This is a genomic window from Streptomyces sp. NPDC057287, from assembly GCF_042667905.1.
Classification (GTDB): Bacteria; Actinomycetota; Actinomycetes; order Streptomycetales; family Streptomycetaceae; genus Streptomyces.
On the sequence record NZ_JBHUYV010000007.1, the window covers coordinates 296,595 to 321,616 of the forward strand.

Here is a 25,022-nt window from a genome sequence, read left to right on the forward strand (position 1 = left end):
CGGGCCGGGAGCCCCGTATGATCGGGTGACACCATCCGGCATGACGGATCGGAGGTCGGGGAATCTACGCCTCAGCAGCCGAGCCGAATTGGCGGTCCGGACTGGCTATGGCTAGAGGGCGGGTTTCACGGGGGCGAATCCCTGCCTATCCTGGAAGGGCCGCATACCGGTCGCCCCCGCGGCCGACGACGAGGAGGACTCCGTGCCGCTCTCGGAGCACGAGCAGCGAATGCTCGAGCAGATGGAGCGAGCGCTGTACGCCGAAGATCCCAAGTTCGCTACAGCGCTTGAGGGAAGCGGGCTGCGCAGGTACACCCGGCGACGGGTCTACCAGGCGGTAGCCGGTTTTCTGGTGGGTATCGCGCTCCTCATGGCCGGAATGGTTTTCCAGCAGACCTGGGTCAGCGTGGCGGGATTCCTCGTCATGCTGGGCTGTGCCGTGCTGGCGGTCACCGGATGGCGCAAGGCGCCGAAGCCCGGTGAGCAGCAGCCGGCGGGGAGTGCGAGCGGGGGCGGAGGCGAACGCCGACATCCCAGGCAGCGCCGGTCGATGATGAACCGGATCGAACAGCGGTGGCAGCGCCGCCGCGACGAACAGGGCCAGTGAGCGTTCCGTGTCCCGGCCGGCGGCGGGCAGCCCCGGCCTCCGGACGCGGAATGCGCACACAGAGAACTTGACGCTGGACCTCACGGGTGAGGGGCGGTCGCTTCGCAGCGACCGCCCCTCACGCGTCCGCCCCTGACGGGCGGCCCGGACCACGGACAGACCAGGACGTCCGGAGGCCGGGGCTCCAGCCCTTGTAGGCGGGACCCGGAGGGGTTCGAAGCAGCTCCCGGAAGCCGGGGCCGGCCGAAGCCGGTCCCCCGGATCCCGGGACGCCGGCCGACGCCGGTCCCCGGATCCCGGGGGAATCAGCCCTGCTGCCGTGACGGCCGGCGCAGCCGCGCCGCCCAGCGATCACGTCCCACACGCTCCGACCACCGGCGGCCGAGCTCCGTCCAGCGGTCCGAGGCCGTCCAGATCACCCGAACAGCCGAACGAGGCGCGAGCGTCGCCCGCAGCCTGCCCCAGCGGCCCGCCGCTTCCCACAGCCCTGCCCTGACCGCCCGGACATCCTCGGCCGTTGCGGAGGCCGCACCCGGCCCGGGTGCGTACAGCACCTGCTCCACCGCCCCCGCCACCCGGTGGACCGCGGCCACCGCCGGGCCGTCCAGGCCGCCCAGCCGTACGACGCGGGCGGCGGTCCTGCGAGGGGTCTGCGACTCGTCCGGCGCAATGCCGTGGTCCCACGCCGTGTCGGTGATCTCCCGCCAGGCGGACATCACCCTGGCCGACGCGTCCACGGCCGTACGTCCCTGCGAGGAGCCCAGCCGCCGGCCGCGGACCCTCATCCGCCAGAGCATCGGCACCAGGGGAAGCGTGAGCACCAGCAGGGCGCCGAGCACCCACAGCACCACCGTGCCCACCGGGGTCCCCGGATCGGTGGGATCCGCCGCGCCGGGAGCCGCGGACGCGCCGCACTCACCCTGGCGGCGCATCTGGGCCGGGCAGGACTCCGAGGCCGAGGGTGCGGCGGTGGGCGCCGCGGAGGCGCCGTCCGTCGGCAGCGCGGGGTCGCTCGGATTCTGCGAGGGCACGTCCGGCCGCGTGTACGCCGGGGTGCTTCCCCGGGACGGCGTCGGCTCGAAGCGGGTCCAGCCCACACCCTCGAAGTACAGCTCGGGCCAGGCGTGAGCGTCCCGCAGCCCGACGGACACGGAACCGTCCGCCTGGACCGTGCCGGGGGTGAAGCCCACCGCGACCCGGGCCGGAATGCCCAGGGTCCTGGCCATCGCGGCCATGGTGAAGGAGAAGTGGACGCAGAAGCCCTCCCTGTCCTTCAGGAACCGCTCGATCGCAGCGGTGCCCGTACCCGACGTCACCGTCGTGTCGTAGCGGAAACCGCCTTCCGAGGCGAACCAGTCCTGGAGCTTCACGGCCCGCTCGTAGTCGTTGGCGGAGCCCTCGGTCACCCGCTCGGCGGTCTCCTCGACGACATCGGGCAGGGACGGGGGGACGCGCGTGTACTCACGGGTCACGTCCGAGCGCGGCGCCATCGAGCCGGCGAGCTGTGCGGCCGTCGGCTCCACCACCAGACTGCTGACCTCGTACCGGGCACCGCGCGTCGTCTGGCCGTCGTCGCCGACGAGGGTGCGGCCCTCGGGTTCGTAGCGCCAGCGGCCCTGGATGTCCACCTCGCTCGCCGGGTAGGGGAGCGGCAGGTACGTCTGCTGGTAGGAGCGCGAGGCCGAGATGTTCGTCCGGATCTCGGTGACGGCGACGTCGCCGGCGAGTCCGGCCGGCTGCGGCAGCCTGTCCGGGACATCGCTCAGACGGCGGGTCGACGGACGCCACTCGCTGCCGTTGAACTGGTCCAGGGCCTGGATGCGCAGGTAGAAGCCCTGCGGGTCACCGGAGTTGGTGCGGTACGACATCACCTCCCGGTTCTCCGGCTGGTTCAGATCGTTCTGCAGCGAGACCAGTGGGTTCACCGCGGAGATGGTGCCCCCGCCGCTGCCGCTGCCCGACCCGCCCGTGCCGCCCAGCATTCCGCCGTCCAGTGCCGGAAGGGCGGCGGGCACGGCCAGTGCGATGCCCAGCGCCATCACGCCGATGCGCCGCCCCGTACGGACCGACGCCACGGGGTGCCCTGAACCGTCCAGGCCGGCCGTGAGGCCGCCCGACGTCCGGGACACACCACCGAAGACCCGGCCCCACCGGGCCAGCCGGTCCCGGCCCTCGGCCAGCAGGAGAAGGAGGTAACCGCAGGCCGCGAGCAGGAACCAGATCCACCCCGCCCCGCCGTCGGAGAGTCCTGCCGCGACCGAGTAGAGCGCGAGCAGCGGCAGACCGGCCGGAGCCGCCGCGCGGAAGGTCACCGCCAGGACGTCCACGGCGAGCCCGATCAGCAGCACACCGCCGATCAGCATCAGCCGGATGCCGTCCGTCGCCGGCGCGGGGATGGCGTACCTGCCCACGTCGTCGGCGCCCGCGGTCAGCAGCTCGGCGAGCCGCTGGACCGCCTGGGGGCCGGGCGCCGCACCGAACAGGGCGTACTCCCTGGCGAACGCCACGGTCAGCGTCAGCAGGGTGACGGCCACCTGGAGGGCGACCGTCAGGACCCGTGCCAGGCGCATCCGGCGGGCCAGCACCCCCACACCGCTCTGGATCGCCAGCAGGAACGCGGCCTGCAGAACCCACTTCGACGTCTCGACCAGGGGAAGCAGGGCCCCCGCCGCCAGCATCGTGGCCGCGAAGGCGCACAGCGCCAGTCGGCTGCGCCCGCTCATGACCATCCCCCGGAGAGCCCCGTCGTCGTTCCGGCCACGGAGGACTGCGCACCGGAGCCCTCCGTGCCGGCCTGTTGCCACAGCCGGGCGAGCTCCGCACCGGGCCGCACCGCCATCGCCGTCCAGCCCGCCTCGCGGAGCAGCCGCAGACGGTCGGAGGCGGGCGCGGGCGACACGGTCTCGCCACCGCGAGCCCAGTCCTCGCCGTCCAGTACGAAGGCGACGGCCCCGCTGCTCCGCTGCCGCATCCTGGCTGCCACCGCTGTCTGCTCCTCGTCGAGATCGCCGAAGAACGCCACCAGAAGGCCCTCGTTGCTCCCGCGCAGCACGTCGTGGGCGCGGGAGAGGCCGCCGCCGTCCGAGTGGTCGACGACCGCGAGGGTGTCCATCATCAGGCCCGTCGACTCCGCGGACTCCTGGGCCGAGCCGGCGAAGCCGTCGGCGGTCTCGCCCGGTACGGCGCTCCCCTCGTCGGTGAGCAGCCGGACGGCGAAGCCGCGCTCCAGCATGTGGGCCAGGGCGGACGCCGCCCCCGACACCGCCCACTCGAAGGCGGATTCGGGTCCGGCACCCTGGTAGGCGATGCGCCGGGTGTCCAGCAGCACCGTGCACCTGGCGCGCTGCGGCTGTTCCTCCCGGCGCACCATCAGCTCGCCGTACCGCGCGGTGGAGCGCCAGTGCACGCGTCGCAGGTCGTCCCCGTGGCGGTAGCCGCGCGGAATGATGTCGTCGTCACCGGCCAGCGCCAGCGAACGCTGCCTGCCGTCGCCGTATCCGGAAGCCTCCCCGGCCAGCCGCAGCGCCGGGAGCGGCTCGGTGCGCGGGATGACGACGAGGGTGTCGTAGGCGCTGAAGGACCGGGTCAGCTCGCACATCCCGAACGGATCGCTCAGCTGAAGCTGCAGCGGCCCCAGCGGATAGCGCCCCCGCAGATCGGACCGGACCCGGTAGGACACCTCCCGCACGCCCCCCGGTTCGACCCGGTCGAGCACGAACCGGGGCCGGGGGCCGAGAACGTAGGGAACGCGGTCCTGGAGCATGAGCAGGCCGGTGTGCAGCCGGGACACGTTGTCCATGCGCAGGTGGACCCGCGCCTCCGAGCCCGCCGGGACCCGGGAGGGCGACAGCCGCCGGCTGCCGGCCACCCGGTAGCGGGTGCGGTGGAGCACGGTGACGCAGACCAGCGGCAGCACCGCGAGCAGCAGCCCGACGCGGAGCAGGTCGCCCTGCCCCAGCACGTAGGCGCAGACCGCCGCCGCCAGGCCGGCGGCGAGGAAGGACCGCCCCCGCGTCGTCAGTCCGCCCAGAGCCGCCCGCAGGCCGCCCTTGTTGTCGCTGTGGTCCACGGGGCCGGGTGCCCCGGCCGCCATCACAGGCGCCGGACGCCGGGTTGACGGCCGTACACCGGGCTGCCGGGCCGCTGCTGCTGGGCGGGGGCGGCCGCTCCGCCCGACGTCGGCACCGGTGTCCGCTGCAGGATGTCCAGTACGACCTGTTCGGCCGTGCGGCGGTTGAGCTGCGCCTGCGCCGTCGGCAGCAGCCGGTGGGCGAGCACCGCGACCGCGAGGGCCTGGACGTCGTCCGGCAGGGCGTAGTCCCGCCCTGCCAGCGCGGCCGACGCCTTGGAGGCCCGCAGCAGGTGCAGCGTGGCGCGCGGTGAGGCCCCGAGTCTGAGATCGGGGTGCTGACGGGTGGCGGCCACCAGCTCCACGGCGTACCGGCGGACGGCCTCGGCCACATGGACCTTCCGCACCGCGTCGATCAGCTTCACGATGTCGTGGGCGTGCGCCACCGGCTGCAGGTCGTCCAGCGGCGAGGCCCCGCCGTGCACGTCGAGCATCTGGAGCTCGGCCTCGGCGCTGGGGTACCCGATCGACACACGGGCCATGAAGCGGTCGCGCTGCGCCTCGGGGAGGGGATAGGTCCCCTCCATCTCCACCGGGTTCTGGGTGGCCACGACCATGAAGGGATCGGGCAGCTCGTAGGTCTGGCCGTCGATCGTGACCTGGCGTTCCTCCATCGACTCCAGCAGCGCCGACTGGGTCTTGGGCGACGCGCGGTTGATCTCGTCGCCGATCACGATCTGGGCGAAGATCGCGCCCGGCTTGAACTCGAAGTCCCGGCGCTGCTGGTCGAAGATGGAGACACCGGTGATGTCCGAGGGCAGCAGGTCCGGCGTGAACTGGATGCGCCGCACCGAACAGTCGATGGACCGCGCCAGCGCCTTGGCCAGCATCGTCTTGCCGACGCCGGGCACATCCTCGATGAGGAGGTGCCCCTCGGCGAGCAGCACGGTCAGCGAAAGCCGTACGACCTCGGGCTTGCCCTCGATCACACCCTCGATCGACCTGCGCACCCGCTCAGCTGTGGTGGTCAGATCCGTGAGGCTCGCTCGATCGTCATAGGTCGTCACCCGGCCCTCCTCGGCCCCTTGTACACGGGCCGGCGCACAAAGCGCCCTGCCCGCCCCGAAATACGGACACTCTCCGGAGGACCCGGAGAGATGTCACACCCGCATTCTTGTTGCCGTTACCGCTTCGTGTCACTCGGCTGTGGACAAGTGGGAGTGAAATGCCGGATGCGGGCCGTATGTCGGGAGGAGTTCAGGAGGCGGGAAGGATCTCGCGCAGCTTGCCCGTCTTCACGTCGAAGACGAAACCGCGGACGTCGTCCTTGTGCAGGAGGAACGGCGAGGTGCGCACGCGCTGCATCGACTGCCGCACGTCCTGGTCGGCGTCGGAGTAGGACTCGACCGCCCAGGCCGGGCGCTGCCCGACCTCTCGCTCCAGGTCCTGCCGGAAGTCCTCGGTGAGCGACTCCATGCCGCAGTTCGTGTGGTGGATGAGGATGACGCTCCGGGTGCCGAGCGCCCGCTGGCTGATGGTCAGCGACCGGATGACGTCGTCGGTGACCACGCCGCCCGCGTTGCGGATGGTGTGGCAGTCGCCGAGCTCGAGCCCGAGTGCCCGGTGGAGGTCGAGGCGGGCGTCCATGCAGGCGACCACGGCGACCTTCAGCACGGGACGCGCGCCCATGCCCGGGTCGCTGAACGCCTCCGCGTAACGCGTGTTCAGGTCGACCAGCCGGTCGGTGACTGATCCTCCGGAACCGGCTTCGGAGGTGATGGCGGAATCGGTCTCGGCGGAAGGCTGCGCAGAAGTCGACATGGATACGACGTTAGCCGTCACAACCGCTCCCGGCGTGCTGTGGAAGGGGACAAAGAACGCCAACGAGGCTTGTTGTGAGGTACCCCACAAGCCTCACGTCCCGGCGTCCGGTCGAGTGAGCGCGTCGCACCGCTGCGGCGCTGCGACGCGCTGCGCGGTTCGTTGATCGGGAATGGATCGAATGGCAGGGTGGACTAAAGTGACGCGAAGTTACCGACACGCCAGCGCATTCTGCATATTTTTATACATTTCGATTTCCCCCGTGATGTGCGGCGTACGTGCGGCCCGGCCCTCTCCCGCTCGCCGGTCGGCCGACGCCTCCTTTCTCCGGCGCCGGCGGACCTCCCCTTCCGGGCGGGCGGGGACCGGACCGCACGTGCGGCCACACGGGGCAGAGCCTGAGAGGGCGCTTTGAGCCAGACCCGACACGTCCCGGTGATGCTCCAGCGATGCCTGGACCTGTTGGCCCCGGCTCTGGAGGCGACAGGGCCTCAGCCACCGGTCGTCGTCGACTGCACCCTCGGGCTCGGCGGACACAGCGAGGCCCTCCTCGCCGCCTTCCCCGCGGCCCGGCTGGTCGCTCTCGACCGCGACAAGGAAGCGCTGCGGCTCTCGGGCGAGCGCCTCGCCCCCTACGGCGACCGCGCCACGCTGGTGCACGCCGTCTACGACGAACTGCCCGAGGTGCTGGACCGCCTGGGAATCCCCAAGGTCCAGGGCGTCCTGTTCGACCTCGGCGTCTCCTCCATGCAACTGGACGAGGCCGACCGCGGCTTCGCCTACGCGCAGGACGCGCCGCTCGACATGCGCATGGACCAGACGACCGGCATCGGCGCGGCCGAGGTGCTCAACACGTACCCGCCGGGCGAACTGGTGCGGATCCTGCGCGCGTACGGCGAGGAGAAGCAGGCCAAGCGCATCGTCTCGGCCGTCGTGCGCGAACGCGAGAAGGAACCCTTCAGCAACAGTGCCCGCCTGGTCGAGCTGATCCGCGACTCCCTGCCCCAGGCCGCCAAGCGCACCGGCGGCAACCCGGCCAAGCGCACCTTCCAGGCGCTGCGCATCGAGGTCAACGGTGAACTCACCGTCCTGGAGCGTGCCGTTCCGGCCGCGGTGGCGAGCCTCGCGGTCGGTGGCCGGATCGCCGTCCTCTCGTACCACTCCCTGGAGGACCGGCTCGTCAAGCAGGTCTTCGCGGCGGGCGCGGCCAACACCGCGCCGCCCGGACTGCCCGTCGTCCCCGAGCGTTACCAGCCGCGGCTCAAGCTGCTGACCCGCGGAGCCGAACTGCCCACGGAGGAAGAGGTCGCCGAGAACAGGCGGGCCGCCCCCGCCAGGCTGCGAGGCGCCCAGCGGATCCGCGAGGAGGAGCGATGAGCGGGCCCCGCCGGACCGGCCGGACGCAGAGCGGGACGGTGGCACCGAGGTGACCGGAACGGCCGAGCCGATGAAGGGGCGAGCCGGCCGGCTCGCCCGGCTGATGCCGTCGGGGCCGAGCACCGCCGCCCGTACCCCCTTCGTCCTGCTGGTCGTGCTGCTGCTCACCGGTGGCCTGATCTCGCTGCTGCTGCTGAACTCGGCACTCAATGAAGGATCGTTCAGGCTGAGCAAGCTCAAGAGGGAGACCACCGAGCTCACCGACGAGCAGCAGGCACTGCAGCGGGACGTCGACGGCTACGCCGAACCCGACGCCCTGGAGCGCCGTGCCAGAGAGCTCGGCATGGTGCCCGGCGGCAGCCCCGCCTTCCTGGACCCGGACGGCACGGTGCGCGGAGTGCCCGAAAGGGCCACCGCCCAGCCGCCCCCCGTCGCGGCCCCCGAACCGGGGGCGAGCGCGGCCGGGCCGGCTTCGCCGTCCGGATCCTCCTCGCCGTCCGCACTCCCCGGGACGCCGTCCACGACTCCGACCACACCGCTTCCGACGAGCTCCGGCAGGTGACGCAGTGCCGTCCAAGGAACCGCCGCGCCGCCGCGTACCCGGCCCCGCGCGTCCCCGCAACGCGGCCGGCGGATCGGGGCGCCCCCGCCCCACCGCCCGACCCGAAGGGCGCCGCCCCCGGCGCCCGGCGGCCGGGAAGCGGCGCGGCGGCTCCCCGCAGTCCATCCGCCTCGGCAGCCCGCGCCCCCGGCTGCGCCTGATCAGCCTCTGCCTGACCCTCGTCATGCTGGCGTTCGTCGTGCGGCTCCTCCAGGTCCAGGCGGTCGACGCGAGCACCTACGCCGCCAAGGCCGAGAAGAACCGCTACCTGGAGTACACGATCGCCGCCGAACGCGGGGAGATCACCGACCGCGGCGGCATCGCCCTGGCCACGAGCGTCGACGCGCACGACATCACGGCCGACCCGAAGCTGTTCACACCCGAGGACAGCAAGGCCCCGGACGCCCCTCAGCAGGCGGCCGCCCTCCTCGCCCCGATCCTCGGCAAGGAGGAGGCGGAGCTGGCGAAGAAGCTCGCGACCCCCAAGAGCCGCTACACGGTGCTCGCACGGCGGCAGACCCCGCAGGTCTGGAAGCAGATCAAGGACCTCAAGTCCGTCTTCGCGGAGAAGGCCGCCGAGGACAGGGCGAACGGCGGGCCCGGAGCCGACGTGCTGGCCGGAGTCCTCCAGGAACCCACCACCAGGCGCGTGTACCCCAACGGTGACCTGGCCGCCGGGATACTGGGCTTCGTGAACGCCGAGGGCAAGGGCGGCGGCGGCCTGGAAGCACAGCTGAACAAGCAGCTCCAGGGCGAGGACGGCAAGATCCGCTACGCCCAGGCCGGCGGGCGTCCCGTGCCGACCGCCGGCTCCACGGAGATCCCGGCCGTCGCCGGCACCGACGTCGAGCTGACGATCGACCGCGACATCCAGTGGGCGGCCCAGCGCGCCATCGCCGACCAGGTCGAGCAGTCCGACGCGGACCGCGGCTACGTGATCGTCCAGAACACGAAGACCGGCGAGGTGCTCGCCATGGCCAACGCCCCCGGCTACGACCCCAACGACCTCGCGCAGAGCAACTCGGCCGCCCTGGGCAACGCGGCCCTCCAGGACGTGTACGAACCCGGATCCACCAGCAAGGTCATGTCCATGGCCGCCGTGCTGGAGGAGGGAGCCGCCACGCCCGGAACGCACGTCACGGTGCCCAACAGGCTGCACCGGGGCGACCGGCTCTTCAGGGACGACATCGACCACCCCACCTGGTACCTCACGCTCAACGGCGTACTCGCCAAATCGAGCAACATCGGCACCATCCTGGCCACCGGACAGCTGGGGAAGACCCAGGCCGAGGCCAACAAGGTCCTCTACTCCTACCTGCGGAAATTCGGCCTCGGCAGCACCACGGGGCTCGACTACCCGGGCGAGTCGCCCGGCATCGTCGCCAAGCCCCAGGACTGGTCGACCTCGCAGCAGTACACGATCCCGTTCGGACAGGGACTCTCGCTCAACGCCATGCAGGCGGCATCCGTCTACTCGACCATCGCCAACGGCGGGGTCCGGGTCGAGCCGACCCTGGTCCGGGGCACCAGGGAAGCCGGGGGCCGCTACGCGGCGTCCGAGGCGCCCGAGCGCACCCGGGTGGTCAGCGAGAAGACGGCCGGGACCCTGGCGAAGATGCTGGAGTCCGTGGTGGACGACAGGGAGGGCACCGGGACCAAGGCCCACATCCAGGGCTACCGGGTGGCGGGCAAGACCGGCACGGCCAACCGCGTCGACCCCGTACGCGGCGTCTACAAGGGGTACACCGCGTCCTTCGCGGGCTTCGCCCCTGCCGACGATCCGCAGATCACCGTCTACTGCGCCATCCAGAACCCCACCAAGGGCAGCTACTTCGGCGGCCAGATCTGCGGCCCGATCTACAAGAAGGTCATGGAGTTCGCCCTGAAGACACTCCAGACACCTCCCTCCGGCAGCGATCCAGCCAGGCTGCCGGTGTCCTTCAAGCCCGGCGAGTAACTCGGGGGAACCCTCAGTGACGACCATCACCCCTGATCCCGGGAAACGGAACGAGAAGTACCGCAACCCCGGCCCCTCACTTCGCGAGAGGCCGGGTCCGCCCGGTACGCTCACCGCCGTGCCCCACGCTGATCAGTGCCAAACCACTCAGAAGGACGCGCCTGTGAACTACCCGGGAGCGCCCCGACCGGACCGGCTCAGGCCGACGTCCCTCGGAGAGCTGGCAGCCCGGCTCGGTGCCGGACCGCAGGATTCCGGTGAGGTCACCGGCATCACCCACGACTCCCGGGCCGTGCGCCCGGGGGACGTGTACGCGGCCCTGCCCGGTGCCCGCTTCCACGGCGCCGACTTCGCCGCCCAGGCCGCCGGCCTCGGAGCCGCGGCGATCCTCACCGACCCGTCGGGCGCCGAGCGCGCCGCCGCCACCGGCCTCCCGGTCCTCGTCACCGGCAATCCGCGCGGCCGGATGGGCGAGATCGCCGCCGAGATCTACGGACGGCCGGGTGTCGGCCTCCTCCAGATCGGGATCACCGGAACATCCGGCAAGACCACCACGGCCTACCTCGTCGAGGGCGGGCTGCGCGGCGCCGGACGCAGCACCGGACTCATCGGCACCGTCGAGATGAGGATCGGCGACGAGCGCATCAAGTCGGAGCGCACCACCCCGGAAGCCACCGACCTGCAGGCCCTGTTCGCCGTCATGCGCGAACGCGGTGTCGAGGCGGTGGCCATGGAGGTCTCCAGCCACGCCCTGGTGCTCGGCCGGGTCGACGGCTGCGTCTTCGACGTCGCCGTGTTCAACAACCTCAGCCCGGAGCACATGGAGTTCCACTCCGGGATGGAGGACTACTTCCAGGCCAAGGCGCAGCTGTTCACCCCGCAGCGCAGCAAGCTCGGTGTCGTCAACTTCGACGACGAGTACGGCCGCAGGCTCGTGGAGGAGGCGTCCGTCCCGGTCGTCACCTTCTCCGCGGAGGGCCACCCGGACGCCGAGTGGAGGGCCGAGGACGTGGAGGTCGGCCCGCAGGACAGCACCTTCACCGTGATCGGCCCCAAGGGCGAGCGCATCACCGCCCGGGCACCGCTGCCCGGCCCGTTCAACGTCGCCAACACCCTCGCCGCGATCGTCACCCTGGCCGTCGCGGGCGTCGACCCGCAGACCGCCGCAGACGGCGTCGCGGCCGTCCCCGGCGTCCCGGGCCGGCTGGAACGCATCGACGCCGGACAGCCGTATCTCGCCGTCGTCGACTACGCGCACAAGACCGATGCCGTCGATTCGGTCCTGCGCTCCCTGCAGAAGGTCACCGAGGGCCGGGTGCACATCGTGCTCGGCTGCGGCGGCGACCGCGACACGACGAAGCGCGGTCCCATGGGCGCCACGGCCGCACGGCTCGCCGACACCGCCGTGCTGACCTCCGACAACCCACGCTCCGAGGACCCTCTCGCGATCCTCGCCGCCATGCTCATCGGTGCGGCCGAGGTGCCCGTCCATGAGCGCGGCGAGGTGATCGTGGAGGCCGACAGGGCAGCCGCCATCGCCGCCGCGGTCGCCAGGGCCGAGCCCGGCGACACCGTGCTGGTGGCCGGAAAGGGACACGAGCAGGGCCAGGACATCCACGGAGTGGTACGTCCCTTCGACGACCGCCAGGTCCTTCGCGAGGCCATCGAGCGCTCCTTGGGGAGCGCGAGCGCCGGGCGCGCCCCCGAGGACCTCGTACACACCCAGAACAACAGTCAGGGATGACCAAGTGATCGCCCTTTCCCTCGCCGAGATCGCCGGAATCGTCGGCGGGCAGCCGCACGACGTGCCGGACCCGTCCGCCGTCGTCACCGGACCCGTCGTCATCGACTCCCGGGAGGTGCGCCAGGGCTCCCTGTTCGCAGCGTTCGCGGGCGAGCGGGTGGACGGCCACGACTTCGCGCGCCGTGCCGTCGAGGCCGGCGCTGTGGCCGTGCTCGCCGCCCGCCCCGTCGGCGTCCCGGCGATCGTCGTCGACGACGTCGTGGGAGCGCTCGGCGCCCTCGCCCGCGCCGCCGTCGAACGCCTCGGCACCACCGTCGTCGCGCTGACCGGATCCGCGGGCAAGACGTCCACGAAGGACCTGATCGCCCAGCTGCTGGAGCGCAAGGCCCCCACCGTCTGGACGCCCGGCTCCCTCAACAACGAGATCGGTCTGCCGCTCACCGCGCTGCGCGCGACCGCGGAGACCCGCCACCTCGTACTGGAGATGGGGGCGAGGGGTGTCGGCCACATCCACTACCTCGCCGACCTGACACCACCGAAGATCGGTCTGGTCCTGAACGTGGGCAGCGCCCACATCGGAGAGTTCGGCAGCCGCGAGGCGATCGCCCAGGCCAAGGGCGAGCTCGTGGAGGTCCTCCCGGAGGACGGCACCGCCGTCCTCAACGCCGACGACCCGCTCGTGCGGGCGATGGCGTCCCGCACAAAAGCCCGGGTGCTCCTCTTCGGCGAGGCCCCGGATGCGGACGTACGGGGAGAGAACGTGCGGCTCACCGACGACGGCCGCCCCGCTTTCGCGCTCCACACACCCACCGGGTGCAGCGACGTGACCTTGCGCCTGTACGGTGAGCACCACGTGTCGAACGCGCTCGCCGCGGCCGCCGTCGCCCATGAGTTGGGCATGTCCGTCACCGAGATCGCCGAGGCGCTCTCCGAGGCGGGCACCCTCTCCCGCTGGCGCATGGAGGTCACCGAGCGTCCGGACGGTGTGACGGTCGTCAATGACGCCTACAACGCGAACCCCGAATCCATGAAGGCCGCACTCCGTGCGCTGGCCGCCATGGGCAAGGCCCGACAGGCGGGAGGGGGGCGCACGTGGGCGGTGCTCGGTCAGATGGCCGAGCTCGGTGACACGTCGCTCGCCGAACACGACGCCGTCGGACGGCTCGCCGTCCGGCTCAACGTCAGCAAGCTCGTCGCTGTCGGAGGACAAGAAGCCTCCTGGCTGCAACTGGGCGCATATAACGAGGGTTCGTGGGGTGAGGAGTCGGTGCACGTGTCCGACGCACAGGCGGCCGTCGACCTGTTGCGCAGTGAACTGCGCCCGGGAGACGTCGTGCTGGTGAAGGCGTCCCGGTCGGTCGGCCTGGAGAAGGTCGCCCTGGCACTGCTGGAGACGACCGAGGGCGAGGTCGCCGTCCGATGAGGCAGATCCTCTTCGCGGGAGCCATAGGGCTCTTCCTGACCCTGGTCGGCACTCCGCTGCTGATCAAACTTCTGGCCCGCAAGGGCTACGGGCAGTTCATCCGGGACGACGGCCCGCGTACCCACGGCAGTAAAAAGGGCACGCCCACCATGGGTGGCATCGCCTTCATCCTGGCGACGATCATCGCGTACGTCCTGGCGAAGGTGATCACCGGCGAGGAGATGCGCTTCTCCGGTGTCCTCGTCCTGTTCCTGATGGCCGGGATGGGCCTCGTCGGCTTCCTCGACGACTACATCAAGATCGTGAAGCAGCGCTCGCTGGGTCTGCGGGCCAAGGCGAAGATGGCCGGCCAGCTGATCGTCGGCATCGCCTTCGCGGTGCTCTCGCTCCAGTTCGCCGACCTCCGCGGCAACACCCCCGCCTCCACCCGGCTCTCGTTCGTCGAGGACTTCGGCTGGTCCATCGGCCCGGTGCTGTTCTGTGTCTGGGCACTGTTCATGATTCTCGCCATGTCCAACGGCGTGAACCTGACGGACGGTCTGGACGGCCTGGCCACCGGCGCGTCGGTGATGGTCTTCGGCGCCTACACCTTCATCGGGCTGTGGCAGTTCCAGGAGTCCTGCGCCAACGCCACCACCCTCACCAACCCCAGTGCCTGCTTCGAGGTGCGTGATCCACTCGATCTCGCGGTCGTCGCGTCCGCCCTCATGGGCTCCTGCTTCGGCTTCCTGTGGTGGAACACCTCGCCCGCGAAGATCTTCATGGGTGACACCGGCTCGCTCGCCCTCGGCGGTGCGCTCGCCGGCCTCGCGATCTGCTCCCGCACCGAGTTCCTGATGGCCATCCTCGGCGGCCTCTTCGTGATGATCACCATGTCCGTGGTCATCCAGGTCGGTTCCTTCAAGATGACCGGCAAGCGGGTCTTCCGCATGGCCCCGCTCCAGCACCACTTCGAACTCAAGGGGTGGTCCGAAGTCCTTGTCGTGGTCCGCTTCTGGATCATCCAGGGCATGTGCGTGATCGTCGGCCTCGGCCTCTTCTACGCGGGATGGGCAGCCAAGAAGTGAGCAACGTGGACTGGCAGGGCAAGCACGTCACGGTCGCCGGGCTCGGCGTCAGCGGTCTCCCCGCCGCCCGTGCCCTGCACGAGCGGGGGGCCCTCGTCACCGTCGTCAACGACGGCGACGACGAGCGCTCCCGCGCCCAGGCGGCCGAACTGGAGGCGCTCGGCATCACCGTGCGCCTCGGCGACGGCGACACCCTGCCCCCGTCCACCGAGCTCGTCGTCACGGCCCCCGGCTGGAAGCCCGGCAAGCCGCTCTTCCAGGCAGCCGCCGAGGCGGACGTCCCCGTCTGGGGCGACGTCGAACTCGCCTGGCGGCTGCGGGGGCCCGATGCCGCACCCTGGCTCGCGGTCACCGGCACCAACGGCAAGACCACGACCGTCCGGATGCTCGCCTCGATCCTCGAAGCGGCGGGCCTGCGCACCGCGGCCGTCGGCAACATCGGTGTCTCCCTGCTGGACGCGGTGCTCGGCGAGGAGACGTACGACGTCCTCGCCGTCGAGCTCTCCAGCTACCAGCTCCACTGGGCGCCCTCGCTGCGCGCCCACTCCGGGGCCGTGCTCAACCTGGCCCCCGACCACCTCGACTGGCACGGCTCCATGGCCGCCTACGCCGCCGACAAGGGCCGGATCTACGAGGGCAACACCGTCGCCTGCGTCTACAACGCGCAGGACGGCGCGACGGAGGACCTCGTGCGCGAGGCCGACGTGGAGGAGGGCTGCCGGGCCATCGGCTTCACCCTCGGTACACCGGGCCCCTCGCAGCTCGGGGTGGTCGACGGCATCCTCGTCGACCGCGCCTTCGTCGCGAACCGGCAGAAGCAGGCGCAGGAGCTCGCCGAGGTCGGCGACGTGAACCCGCCGGCTCCCCACAACATCGCCAACGCCCTCGCGGCGGCCGCACTGGCCCGCGCCTTCGGCGTGGAGCCCGCCGCCGTCCGCGACGGGCTGCGGGCCTTCCGCCCCGACGCCCACCGCATCGAGCACGTCGCCGACGTGGCCGGTGTCACGTACATCGACGACTCCAAGGCCACCAACACGCATGCCGCCGAGGCCTCCCTCGCGGCCTACGACCCGATCGTGTGGATCGCCGGCGGCCTCGCCAAGGGCGCCAGCTTCGACGAGCTGGCGGGCGGGGCCGCGAAGCGGCTGAGGGGTGTCGTGCTGATGGGCGCCGACCGGGCGCTGATCCGCGAAGCCCTGGCGCGACACGCCCCCGAGGTACCGGTGGTCGACCTCGACCGGACCGACACTGGGGCGATGTCCGCAGCGGTCCGCGAAGCGGCACGGCTGGCCCTGCCGGGTGACACCGTCCTGCTGGCCCCGGCCTGCGCCTCGATGGACATGTTCGTCAACTACAACAAGCGTGGCGAGGCGTTCGCGGACGCGGTCCGCCAACTCGCCGACGAGAGCGCCTGACGGGCCCGGTCCCCGCGTCGTACCGTCCCGGAGGACCGGAACCGTCCGGGGCCCGGTCGCGAGCAGCACCGCCGCGGGCCCCCGCGCCCGGCGGCAGCCCCGGGCACGAGCAGTGGAGGGGACAGCGACAATGCCGGCCGACGAGAGCTCAGCCGCGCGCGGAGGCGACCGCGCACGGGCGGCAGCGGCGATCAGCCGGGCGCTCACCCCGCCCCTGCCCGCAGGACCGCTGCCGACGGGCCCCGGCCCCCTCGCTGGACTCGTCCTGCGGAGCCGGCCCGCGACCGGCTCCCGGCGGCCCCCCGCGCCCCGTGGCGGCGCCGGGGGCACCGGTACGCCGCCAGGGCCGCGCAGGGGCGCCGGGGTGCGGCGGATGTACGAGCAGGCGCGACGGGCCTGGGACCGCCCCCTGACCGCGTACTACCTGATCCTCGGATCGAGCCTGCTGATCACCGTGCTCGGCCTCGTCATGGTCTACTCCGCCTCGATGATCAAGGCACTGGAGCTGGCGCGGCCCGGAACGTACTTCTTCCGCAAGCAGTTCCTGGCGGCCGTGATCGGGGCCGGACTGATGCTGCTGGCCTCCAGGATGCCCCTCAAGCTCCACCGGGCGCTGGCCTACCCGCTGCTGGCGGGCACGGTCTTCCTGATGGTCCTGGTCCAGGTGCCGGGGATAGGGATGTCGGTCAACGGCAACCAGAACTGGATCTATCTCGGGGGCCCCTTCCAGCTCCAGCCCAGCGAGTTCGGCAAGCTCGCCCTCATCCTCTGGGGCGCGGACCTGCTCGCCCGCAAACAGGACAAACGGCTGCTGGCCCAGTGGAAGCACATGCTCGTCCCGCTCGTCCCGGTGGCGTTCATGCTGCTCGGACTGATCATGCTCGGCGGCGACATGGGCACCGCGATCATTCTCACGGCCATCCTCTTCGGGCTGCTCTGGCTGGCCGGCGCACCGACCCGGCTCTTCGCCGGCGTGCTCGCCTTCGCCGGCCTCATCGGGTTCGTGCTCATCAAGACCAGTCCGAACCGCATGTCCCGGCTCGGCTGCATCGGCGCGTCGGAGCCCGGCCCCGGTGACTCGTGCTGGCAGGCGGTGCACGGAATCTACGCCCTGGCATCCGGCGGATGGTTCGGTTCCGGGCTCGGTGCGAGTGTGGAAAAATGGGGTCAACTTCCCGAACCCCACACCGACTTCATCTTCGCCATCACCGGGGAGGAACTGGGCCTGGCGGGGACGCTGTCGGTACTGGCCCTGTTCGCGGCTCTAGGCTATGCGGGTATCCGCGTGGCCGGACGCACGGAGGACCCCTTCGTCAGGTACGCAGCGGGAGGCGTGACCACCTGGATCACGGCGCAGGCCGTGATCAACATCGGTGCGGTGCTCGGCCTGTTGCCGATCGCCGGTGTCCCGCTGCCGCTGTTCTCCTACGGGGGGTCGGCCCTGCTGCCGACCATGTTCGCTGTCGGGCTCATGATCGCCTTCGCGCGTGAGGACCCTGCGGCGAGAGCTGCCCTGGCCATGCGGAGGCCCGGGGTCAGATGGAAGACGATGAGACGGCGCGTCATGAAGCGTCCGTCCGGAGAGCGGTGAATTTCGGTGCATGTCGTACTCGCCGGCGGGGGGACCGCCGGGCACATCGAGCCCGCGCTTGCCCTCGCAGACGCCCTGCGGAGGCAGGACCCGGCCGTGGGAATCACTGCCCTCGGCACGGAGCGCGGACTCGAGACCAGGCTCGTACCCGAGCGGGGGTACGACCTGGCCCTGATCCCTGCCGTACCGCTGCCGCGCAAGCCCACGCCCGAGCTGATCACCGTCCCGGGGCGGCTGCGCGGCACCATCAAGGCGGCCGAGCAGATCCTGGAGCGCACCAAGGCGGACTGCGTGGTCGGCTTCGGGGGCTACGTGGCCCTGCCCGGCTATCTGGCGGCCAAGCGCGCCGGTGTCCCGATCGTCGTCCATGAGGCCAACGCGAGGCCGGGACTGGCCAACAAGATCGGTTCGCGGTACGCCCACGGGGTCGCCGTCTCCACCCCGGACAGCAAGCTGCGCGGCGCCCGCTACATCGGCATCCCGCTGCGCCGCACCATCGCCACCCTGGACCGGGCCCGGGTCCGCCCGGAGGCGCGTGCCGCCTTCGGCCTCGACCCCAACCTGCCGACGCTGCTGGTCTCCGGCGGCTCGCAGGGCGCCCGCCACCTCAACGAGGTCGTCACACGGATCGCGCCGCTGCTGCAGCGGTCCGGAATCCAGATCCTCCACGTGGTCGGCCCGAAGAACGAATTGCCGCGTATCGACAACATGCCCGGGATGCCGCCCTACATCCCGGTACCGTACGTGGACCGGATGGACCTCGCGTACGCCGCGGCCGACATGATGCTCTGCCGTGCGGGCGCGATGACCGTCGCCGAACTGACCGCCGTCGGGCTGCCCGCCGCGTACGTCCCGTTGCCGATCGGCAACGGCGAACAGCGGCTCAACGCCCAGCCGGTGGTCAACGCCGGCGGCGGTCTGCTGGTCGACGACGCGGCGCTCACCCCGGAATGGGTGCAGGGCAACGTCCTGCCGGTGCTCTCGGATCCGCACCGGCTGTACGAGATGTCCCGTGCCGCCGCGGAGTTCGGGCGACGGGACGCCGACGACCTGCTCGTCGGCATGGTGTACGAGGCGATTGCCGCACGCCGCCAGGCGTGAGGCGGTGCGGACCCGGGGCGTGCGCCCCGGGTCCGGCGAAGGAGCGAGCGTGGCCGGACCGACGACCGCCCAGCGCGGCGAGGCCGGGCGGGCCGACACCCCGGCCCGCCCGCCGCACATCGGCCCCGAGGGGCCACGGCTGACGGGCCGTACACGACTGGTACTGGCCGCGCTTGGCCTGGTCCTGATCGCGTCCGCCACGGTCTGGGTCCTCTACGGATCGTCCTGGCTGAGGCTGGAGCGGGTGACGACCACCGGTACCGGCGTCCTGACCCGGAGCGAGGTGGAGGCCGCGGCGGCGGCCCCGGTCGGATCCCCGCTGATCTCGGTGGACACCGACGCGATCGCGGACCGGCTGCGCCGCAAGCTGCCCCGTATCGACTCCGTGGACGTCGTACGGTCGTGGCCGCACGGTGTCGGCCTCGAAGTGACCGAACGCAAGCCGGTCCTGCTGGTGGAGAAGGGCAAGAGGTTCGTCGAAGTGGACGCGAAGGGCGTGCGATTCGCGACCGTGGACAAAGCGCCCCCGCATGTGCCCCTGCTGGAGCTGACGCCCGACCGGTCGGCGAGCCTGCGTCGCTTCGGCAGCGACCGCCTGGTGCGGGAGGCGGTCCGCGTCGCGGGGGACCTCCCGGCACGGATCGCCGGGGAGACCAGGGTCGTGCGGACCACCTCGTACGACTCCACCGTCCTGGAACTGACAGGTGGGCGAACGGTGATGTGGGGCAGCAGTGAGGAGGGGTCCGTGAAGGCGCGGGTGCTCACCGCTCTCATGAAAGCGTCTCCCAAAGCGGGACACTTCGACGTGAGTGCCCCCACCGCCCCTGCGGTGTCGAAGAGTTGACGCACGTTTGGCCTGGCCAGCCCCCTGGTTGGTCAGCGCTACGGGTGATCACATAGGGTGAAAAGAAAAACGGGAGGTTCGGCGTGTTCGTTGAACGTGCGCCACTTGTCGACTTAGTGTCCTGTTCGGAAGAGTCAAAGAAGCAGACACACTGGTAACCCTAAACTTCAACGTTAGGGTTTGGGTCGGCGTCCGGACCGACCCAATCGGCATCCGTCGTCGCGGCGGGACTACCGCGAAGCGACGACACGTAACTCGAGGCGAGAGGCCTTCGACGTGGCAGCACCGCAGAACTACCTCGCAGTCATCAAGGTCATCGGTGTCGGCGGCGGTGGTGTCAATGCCATCAACCGAATGATCGAGGTCGGTCTCAAGGGCGTCGAGTTCATCGCGATCAACACCGATGCGCAAGCACTGTTGATGAGCGACGCCGACGTCAAGCTCGACGTCGGCCGTGAACTCACCCGTGGCCTCGGCGCCGGGGCGAACCCGGCCGTCGGTCGTAAGGCGGCAGAGGACCACCGTGAGGAGATCGAGGAGGTCCTCAAGGGGGCCGACATGGTCTTCGTCACCGCCGGAGAAGGCGGCGGCACCGGCACCGGCGGCGCACCCGTCGTCGCCAACATCGCGCGCTCACTGGGCGCCCTGACGATCGGTGTGGTCACCCGCCCGTTCACCTTCGAGGGCCGGCGACGCGCGAACCAGGCGGAGGACGGCATCGCCGAGCTCCGCGAAGAGGTCGACACCCTCATCGTCATTCCCAACGACCGGCTGCTGTCCATCTCGGACCGCCAGGTCAGCGTGCTCGACGCGTTCAAGTCGGCCGACCAGGTGCTGCTCTCGGGCGTCCAGGGCATCACCGACCTCATCACCACACCCGGCCTGATCAACCTCGACTTCGCCGACGTCAAGTCGGTCATGTCCGAGGCCGGATCGGCGCTCATGGGCATCGGCTCCGCCCGCGGCGACGACCGCGCGGTGGCCGCCGCGGAGATGGCGATCTCCTCGCCGCTCCTGGAGGCGTCCATCGACGGCGCCCGCGGTGTCCTGCTCTCCATCTCCGGCGGCAGCGACCTCGGTCTCTTCGAGATCAACGAGGCCGCACAGCTGGTGAGCGAGGCGGCCCACCCGGAGGCGAACATCATCTTCGGCGCGGTCATCGACGACGCCCTGGGCGACGAGGTGCGGGTCACCGTCATCGCCGCGGGCTTCGACGGGGGACAGCCGCCGGCCCGCCGGGAGACCGTCCTCGGGGCGAGCTCCGGCAAGCGTGAGGAGCCGGCTCCGCCGGCCCGGACCGCCGAGCCGGCGCGCCAGTCCGGCGGACTGGGCTCCGTGCCTCCGCGTGAGGAGTCCCAGGCGCCGGCCGAGCCGACGCCGGTGGCCAACGAGACCTCGCTGCCGCAGGTCTCCCCGCCGCACGTCCCGACGGCCCGTCCCTACCAGGACAACCAGGCCGAAGAGCTGGACGTACCGGACTTCTTGAAGTGATAGGTCCGCAGCACGCGGCGAAAGCCGCGGAGTCTTCGGCGGGCGGCGCCCACTTCGCCTTCACCGACAGGTGGGGCGGAGTGAGCGCCGTTCCGTACGAGGAGCTCAACCTCGGCGGTGCGGTCGGCGACGACCCCGCCGCCGTCGGCACGAACCGTGCGCGTGCGGCCCGTTCCCTCGGCCTCGACCCGGACCGCGTGGTCTGGATGAACCAGGTGCACGGGCGGGACGTGGCCGTGGTCGACGGCCCCTGGGCCGATGCCTCCGCCACCTCGGGCATTCCCGCCGTGGACGCCGTGGTGACGACGCGGCGGGGACTCCCGCTCGCTGTGCTCACCGCGGACTGCACCCCCGTACTGCTCGCCGACCCGGTGGCGGGTGTGGTCGCCGCCGCCCATGCGGGGCGGCCCGGCCTGGTCGCCGGGATCGTTCCCGCCGCGGTCGAGGCCATGATCACGCTCGGTGCCGAACCGTCCCGGATCGTCGCCCACACCGGACCCGCCGTGTGCGGGCGGTGCTACGAGGTCCCGGAGCGGATGCGCGCGGAGGTCGCCGAGGTGGTCCCGGCATCGTGGTCGGAGACCAGCTGGGGCACCCCGGCGGTGGACGTCACGGCCGGAGTCCACGCCCAGCTCGACGAGCTCGGCGTCACGGACCGGCACAGCTCGCCGTCCTGCACCCTGGAATCCGGCGACCACTTCTCCTACCGTCGCGACCGCACCACGGGTCGGCTCGCCGGATATGTCTGGTTGGACTGATAGGGCATGACGGATCGCAGGACTGAACTCGCGGCGAACCTGGCGCAGGTGGAGGAACGCATTGCCTCCGCCTGTCTCTCGGCCGGCCGCAAGCGGGAAGAAGTGACCCTCATCGTGGTCACCAAGACCTACCCCGCGAGTGACGTGCGCATTCTGCACGGACTCGGTGTGCGCCATGTCGCGGAGAACCGTGACCAGGACGCGGCGCCAAAAGCCGCGGCATGTGCGGATCTGTCTCTCACATGGCACTTTGTCGGACAGTTGCAGACCAACAAGGTCCGTTCCGTGGCCGGATATTCCGACGTGGTGCAGTCCGTCGACCGGGTGAAGCTCGTCACCGCCCTGTCCGCGGCGGCCGTCAGGGACGCGCGTGAGCTCGGCTGCCTCATCCAGGTCGCCCTGGACGCGGAGAGCGGCGAACGCGGAGACCGGGGCGGCGTCGCGCCGGACGCGATCGAGGAGTTGGCCGCGTCGGTCGCATCGGCCGAAGGGCTCAGGCTGGACGGCCTGATGACGGTCGCCCCGCTCGCCGGCCCTTACGCCGGACGGCAACGGGCCGCGTTCGACCGCCTGATGGAATTCTCATCCCGCCTGCGCAGGAACCATCCGGCTGCGAACATGGTCTCTGCTGGGATGAGCGCGGATCTCGAGGACGCGGTCGCGGCCGGAGCGACACATGTACGCGTCGGTACGGCGGTACTCGGAGTCCGACCCCGGCTCGGGTAACGTCGCGAAGCAAGTCGGACCACAGCAGAAAATATGGTCATTCCCGCTTGATGCGGGTGGGCCGGAGTGGATCTCGGGCACTTGGTGACACGAATGCCGATCCACCACAGAGCGGAGGACTCGGAGCATGGCCGGCGCGATGCGCAAGATGGCGGTCTACCTCGGCCTCGTGGAGGACGATGGGTACGACGGTCCGGGGTTCGACCCCGACGACGAATTCGAACCCGAGCCGGAGCCCGAGCGCGACCGGCGGCGGCATCAGCCCGCGCATCCGGTCGAGCGGGAACGGGACGAACCGGTACGAGCGGTGCAGCCCCCCGCTCCGCGGGAGCCGGTTCAGCTCCCGGCGGAAAGCGGACGACCCGCCCGAATCGCACCCGTGGCATCCATCACACCTGACCGCCCGAACATGGAGAAGAACGCACCGGTGATCATGCCCAAGGTCGTGTCCGAGCGGGAGCCCTACCGGATCACCACGCTGCACCCCAGGACCTATAACGAGGCCCGTACCATCGGGGAACACTTCCGTGAGGGCACTCCGGTGATCATGAATCTCACGGAGATGGACGACACGGATGCGAAGCGACTTGTCGACTTTGCCGCGGGACTCGTCTTCGGTCTCCATGGCAGCATTGAGCGTGTGACGCAGAAGGTGTTCCTGTTGTCGCCTGCTAACGTCGATGTCACGGCGGAGGACAAGGCCCGCATCGCAGAGGGCGGGTTCTTCAACCAGAGCTGAGAACACCGGGAACAAGCCCGGCCGGGAGGCCGGGGGCTACGAGAGCCAGGGGAGAGGGAAGCGCGGGACATGGGCGTCGCACTGGATGTGGTCTATATCGCGCTGATGTGTTTCCTCATCGTGCTGATCTTCCGGCTGGTCATGGACTATGTCTTCCAGTTCGCACGTTCATGGCAGCCAGGCAAGGCGATGGTGGTCGTTCTCGAGGGCACTTACACTGTCACGGATCCACCACTGAAGCTTCTGCGGCGGTTCATACCGCCGTTGCGTCTCGGGGGCGTGGCACTTGACCTGTCCTTCTTCGTTCTGATGATCATCGTCTACATTCTGCTCAGCCTTGTGGGCAAGCTTGCGAGCAGCGTGTGAACGATACGGTCTTGCCGACTGCCGACGACTACGTAGAGGTGAAGAAGAGATGCCGCTGACCCCCGAGGACGTGCGGAACAAGCAGTTCACGACGGTCCGCCTCCGAGAAGGCTATGACGAGGACGAGGTCGATGCCTTCCTCGACGAGGTCGAATCGGAACTGACGCGCCTGCTCCGCGAGAACGAGGACCTGCGCGCCAAGCTGGCCGCCGCCACGCGTGCGGCCGCGCAGAACCAGCAGCAGCAGGGAATGCGTAAACCGCCGGAGCAGCAGGAACGGCCAGGGGCCCCGGTGCCCGCCGCCATATCTGGTCCACCGGTACAGCAGCAGCAGCCCCCGCAGATGGGTCCCCCCCAGCTGCCCGGTGGCGCTCCCCAGCTGCCTGCCGGTCCCAGCGGCCATGGCCCCCAGGGTGGCCACGGTCCCGGTCCGCAGGGCCCGCACGGCCCCGGCCCGATGCAGGGCGGTCCCATGGGTGGCCCGATGGGCGGCCCCATGGGCGGTCACGCCCCCCAGCAGCAGCAGATGCAGCAGATGCAGCAGCAGCAGCAGATGCAGCAGCCCGGTCAGGGCCCCGGCGGCGACAGTGCCGCCCGTGTCCTCTCCCTTGCTCAGCAGACCGCCGACCAGGCGATCGCGGAGGCCCGTTCCGAGGCCAACAAGATCGTCGGCGAGGCGCGCAGCCGTGCCGAGGGTCTCGAGCGTGACGCCCGCGCCAAGGCGGACGCCCTCGAGCGGGACGCGCAGGAGAAGCACCGCGTGGCGATGGGCTCGCTGGAGTCGGCCCGCGCGACGCTGGAACGCAAGGTCGAGGACCTGCGTGGCTTCGAGCGCGAGTACCGGACCCGTCTGAAGTCCTACCTGGAGAGCCAGCTGCGTCAGCTGGAGACCCAGGCCGACGACTCGCTGGCTCCGCCGCGTACCCCCGCCGCGGCCTCGCTGCCGCCGTCGCCCTCGCTGGCTCCGGCCGGTGCGGGTGCGATGGGGCACACCATGGGCGGCAACCACGGCGGCCACGGCAACCAGCAGATGGGCGGCGGCAACCAGTCGATGGGCGGTGGCCCGTCGTACGGTGGCGGCCAGCAGCAGATGTCGCCCGCGATGACGCAGCCGATGGCACCGGTGCGGCCGCAGGCGCCGCAGCCGATGCAGCAGGCGCCGTCGCCGATGCGCGGGTTCCTGATCGACGAGGACGACAACTGATCGCTTCGCGCTCGCTGAGCGCGTAGCCGTCGGCAGGCAGAGGGCCGGGGCCCCGGGGTGTGCCCGGGGCCCCGCCCGCGGTGGTTGCCGGTTGGCGGGGGGGGCGTGGGGGTTTGGCCGG

General features: G+C 71.0%; 21 protein-coding genes. 17 read left to right on the plus strand and 4 right to left on the minus strand.

Annotation, left to right across the window (positions count from 1 at the left end):
* The first annotated feature begins 202 nt into the window (after nucleotides 1–202).
* Nucleotides 203–607 carry a DUF3040 domain-containing protein gene (locus ACFUNE_RS16535; protein WP_033303312.1) on the plus strand — a complete coding sequence of 135 codons (405 nt, stop codon included), beginning with the start codon at nucleotides 203–205 and terminating at the stop codon, nucleotides 605–607.
* A gap of 305 nt (nucleotides 608–912) precedes the next feature.
* Here ACFUNE_RS16535 and ACFUNE_RS16540 read toward each other — a convergent pair whose 3' ends face one another.
* From ACFUNE_RS16540 to ACFUNE_RS16555, 4 genes are all read right to left on the minus strand, one after another.
* Nucleotides 913–3,330: a DUF3488 and DUF4129 domain-containing transglutaminase family protein gene (locus ACFUNE_RS16540; RefSeq protein ID WP_383567534.1), complete on the minus strand. Its 2,418-nt coding sequence runs from the start codon at nucleotides 3,328–3,330 to the stop codon at nucleotides 913–915.
* Complete coding sequence (locus ACFUNE_RS16545; RefSeq protein ID WP_383567537.1) at nucleotides 3,327–4,700, minus strand: DUF58 domain-containing protein; 1,374 nt, start codon at nucleotides 4,698–4,700, stop codon at nucleotides 3,327–3,329. The genes ACFUNE_RS16540 and ACFUNE_RS16545 overlap by 4 nt, the downstream gene beginning before the upstream one ends.
* On the minus strand, nucleotides 4,700–5,743 hold the full coding sequence (locus ACFUNE_RS16550) for an AAA family ATPase (RefSeq protein ID WP_383567540.1): 1,044 nt from the start codon (nucleotides 5,741–5,743) through the stop codon (nucleotides 4,700–4,702). Before ACFUNE_RS16550 ends, ACFUNE_RS16545 begins: the two co-directional genes overlap by 1 nt.
* Nucleotides 5,744–5,933: 190 nt before the next feature.
* Nucleotides 5,934–6,497 carry a beta-class carbonic anhydrase gene (locus tag ACFUNE_RS16555; protein WP_383567543.1) on the minus strand — a complete coding sequence of 188 codons (564 nt, stop codon included), beginning with the start codon at nucleotides 6,495–6,497 and terminating at the stop codon, nucleotides 5,934–5,936.
* Nucleotides 6,498–6,908: 411 nt separating this feature from the next.
* On the opposite strand from ACFUNE_RS16555, the gene rsmH reads away from it, so the two are divergent.
* From rsmH to ACFUNE_RS16635, 16 genes are all read left to right on the plus strand, one after another.
* Nucleotides 6,909–7,874, plus strand: a complete 966-nt coding sequence (gene rsmH, locus ACFUNE_RS16560) for a 16S rRNA (cytosine(1402)-N(4))-methyltransferase RsmH (protein ID WP_383567546.1) — start codon at nucleotides 6,909–6,911, stop codon at nucleotides 7,872–7,874.
* A 49-nt stretch (nucleotides 7,875–7,923) separates the two neighbouring features.
* Nucleotides 7,924–8,436: a cell division protein FtsL gene (locus ACFUNE_RS16565; RefSeq protein WP_383567549.1), complete on the plus strand. Its 513-nt coding sequence runs from the start codon at nucleotides 7,924–7,926 to the stop codon at nucleotides 8,434–8,436.
* Nucleotides 8,437–8,440: 4 nt separating this feature from the next.
* A complete protein-coding gene (locus tag ACFUNE_RS16570) occupies nucleotides 8,441–10,432 on the plus strand; it encodes a peptidoglycan D,D-transpeptidase FtsI family protein (protein WP_383567552.1) in 1,992 nt (663 codons plus the stop codon).
* 16 nt (nucleotides 10,433–10,448) lie between these two features.
* Nucleotides 10,449–12,176 (plus strand): UDP-N-acetylmuramoyl-L-alanyl-D-glutamate--2,6-diaminopimelate ligase, encoded by a 1,728-nt coding sequence (locus ACFUNE_RS16575; RefSeq protein WP_383567556.1) that lies wholly within the window; start codon nucleotides 10,449–10,451, stop codon nucleotides 12,174–12,176.
* A gap of 4 nt (nucleotides 12,177–12,180) precedes the next feature.
* The gene (gene murF, locus ACFUNE_RS16580) at nucleotides 12,181–13,599 is read left to right on the plus strand and encodes a UDP-N-acetylmuramoyl-tripeptide--D-alanyl-D-alanine ligase (protein WP_383567560.1); all 1,419 of its coding nucleotides are present in this window, start codon (nucleotides 12,181–12,183) and stop codon (nucleotides 13,597–13,599) included.
* Nucleotides 13,596–14,666 carry a phospho-N-acetylmuramoyl-pentapeptide-transferase gene (gene mraY / locus ACFUNE_RS16585; RefSeq protein ID WP_383567563.1) on the plus strand — a complete coding sequence of 357 codons (1,071 nt, stop codon included), beginning with the start codon at nucleotides 13,596–13,598 and terminating at the stop codon, nucleotides 14,664–14,666. The genes murF and mraY overlap by 4 nt, the downstream gene beginning before the upstream one ends.
* Entirely contained in the window at nucleotides 14,648–16,081 is a 1,434-nt protein-coding gene (gene murD, locus ACFUNE_RS16590; protein ID WP_383567566.1) for a UDP-N-acetylmuramoyl-L-alanine--D-glutamate ligase, read from the plus strand. The genes mraY and murD overlap by 19 nt, the downstream gene beginning before the upstream one ends.
* Nucleotides 16,082–16,211: 130 nt before the next feature.
* Nucleotides 16,212–17,672 (plus strand): putative lipid II flippase FtsW, encoded by a 1,461-nt coding sequence (gene ftsW, locus ACFUNE_RS16595; RefSeq protein ID WP_383567569.1) that lies wholly within the window; start codon nucleotides 16,212–16,214, stop codon nucleotides 17,670–17,672.
* Between the two features lie 6 nt (nucleotides 17,673–17,678).
* Nucleotides 17,679–18,773 (plus strand): undecaprenyldiphospho-muramoylpentapeptide beta-N-acetylglucosaminyltransferase, encoded by a 1,095-nt coding sequence (gene murG / locus ACFUNE_RS16600; protein WP_383567572.1) that lies wholly within the window; start codon nucleotides 17,679–17,681, stop codon nucleotides 18,771–18,773.
* Nucleotides 18,774–18,822: 49 nt separating this feature from the next.
* On the plus strand, nucleotides 18,823–19,617 hold the full coding sequence (locus ACFUNE_RS16605) for a cell division protein FtsQ/DivIB (protein WP_383567575.1): 795 nt from the start codon (nucleotides 18,823–18,825) through the stop codon (nucleotides 19,615–19,617).
* A gap of 276 nt (nucleotides 19,618–19,893) precedes the next feature.
* Nucleotides 19,894–21,108 (plus strand): cell division protein FtsZ, encoded by a 1,215-nt coding sequence (gene ftsZ / locus ACFUNE_RS16610; RefSeq protein WP_383567578.1) that lies wholly within the window; start codon nucleotides 19,894–19,896, stop codon nucleotides 21,106–21,108.
* Nucleotides 21,105–21,866 carry a peptidoglycan editing factor PgeF gene (gene pgeF / locus ACFUNE_RS16615; protein WP_383567581.1) on the plus strand — a complete coding sequence of 254 codons (762 nt, stop codon included), beginning with the start codon at nucleotides 21,105–21,107 and terminating at the stop codon, nucleotides 21,864–21,866. Before ftsZ ends, pgeF begins: the two co-directional genes overlap by 4 nt.
* 6 nt (nucleotides 21,867–21,872) lie before the next feature.
* Nucleotides 21,873–22,592, plus strand: coding sequence for a YggS family pyridoxal phosphate-dependent enzyme (locus ACFUNE_RS16620; RefSeq protein WP_383567584.1), 720 nt, complete (start codon nucleotides 21,873–21,875; stop codon nucleotides 22,590–22,592).
* A gap of 127 nt (nucleotides 22,593–22,719) precedes the next feature.
* Complete coding sequence (locus tag ACFUNE_RS16625) at nucleotides 22,720–23,331, plus strand: cell division protein SepF (RefSeq protein ID WP_033303289.1); 612 nt, start codon at nucleotides 22,720–22,722, stop codon at nucleotides 23,329–23,331.
* Between the two features lie 69 nt (nucleotides 23,332–23,400).
* Entirely contained in the window at nucleotides 23,401–23,697 is a 297-nt protein-coding gene (locus tag ACFUNE_RS16630) for a YggT family protein (protein WP_014156754.1), read from the plus strand.
* 49 nt (nucleotides 23,698–23,746) lie between these two features.
* The gene (locus ACFUNE_RS16635) at nucleotides 23,747–24,901 is read left to right on the plus strand and encodes a DivIVA domain-containing protein (protein WP_383567588.1); all 1,155 of its coding nucleotides are present in this window, start codon (nucleotides 23,747–23,749) and stop codon (nucleotides 24,899–24,901) included.
* Nucleotides 24,902–25,022 lie beyond the last annotated feature (121 nt).

Bases quoted from the DNA above. Each gene is read 5' to 3' on its own strand.
- ACFUNE_RS16540 (WP_383567534.1), bottom strand. From the start codon at position 3,330: ATGAGCGGGCGCAGCCGACTGGCGCTGTGCGCCTTCGCGGCCACGATG.
- ACFUNE_RS16545 (WP_383567537.1), bottom strand. From the start codon at position 4,700: ATGGCGGCCGGGGCACCCGGCCCCGTGGACCACAGCGACAACAAGGGC.
- ACFUNE_RS16555 (WP_383567543.1), bottom strand. From the start codon at position 6,497: ATGTCGACTTCTGCGCAGCCTTCCGCCGAGACCGATTCCGCCATCACC.
- mraY (WP_383567563.1), top strand. From the start codon at position 13,596: ATGAGGCAGATCCTCTTCGCGGGAGCCATAGGGCTCTTCCTGACCCTG.
- murD (WP_383567566.1), top strand. From the start codon at position 14,648: ATGGGCAGCCAAGAAGTGAGCAACGTGGACTGGCAGGGCAAGCACGTC.
- ftsW (WP_383567569.1), top strand. From the start codon at position 16,212: ATGCCGGCCGACGAGAGCTCAGCCGCGCGCGGAGGCGACCGCGCACGG.
- ACFUNE_RS16620 (WP_383567584.1), top strand. From the start codon at position 21,873: ATGACGGATCGCAGGACTGAACTCGCGGCGAACCTGGCGCAGGTGGAG.
- ACFUNE_RS16625 (WP_033303289.1), top strand. From the start codon at position 22,720: ATGGCCGGCGCGATGCGCAAGATGGCGGTCTACCTCGGCCTCGTGGAG.
- ACFUNE_RS16630 (WP_014156754.1), top strand. From the start codon at position 23,401: ATGGGCGTCGCACTGGATGTGGTCTATATCGCGCTGATGTGTTTCCTC.
- ACFUNE_RS16635 (WP_383567588.1), top strand. From the start codon at position 23,747: ATGCCGCTGACCCCCGAGGACGTGCGGAACAAGCAGTTCACGACGGTC.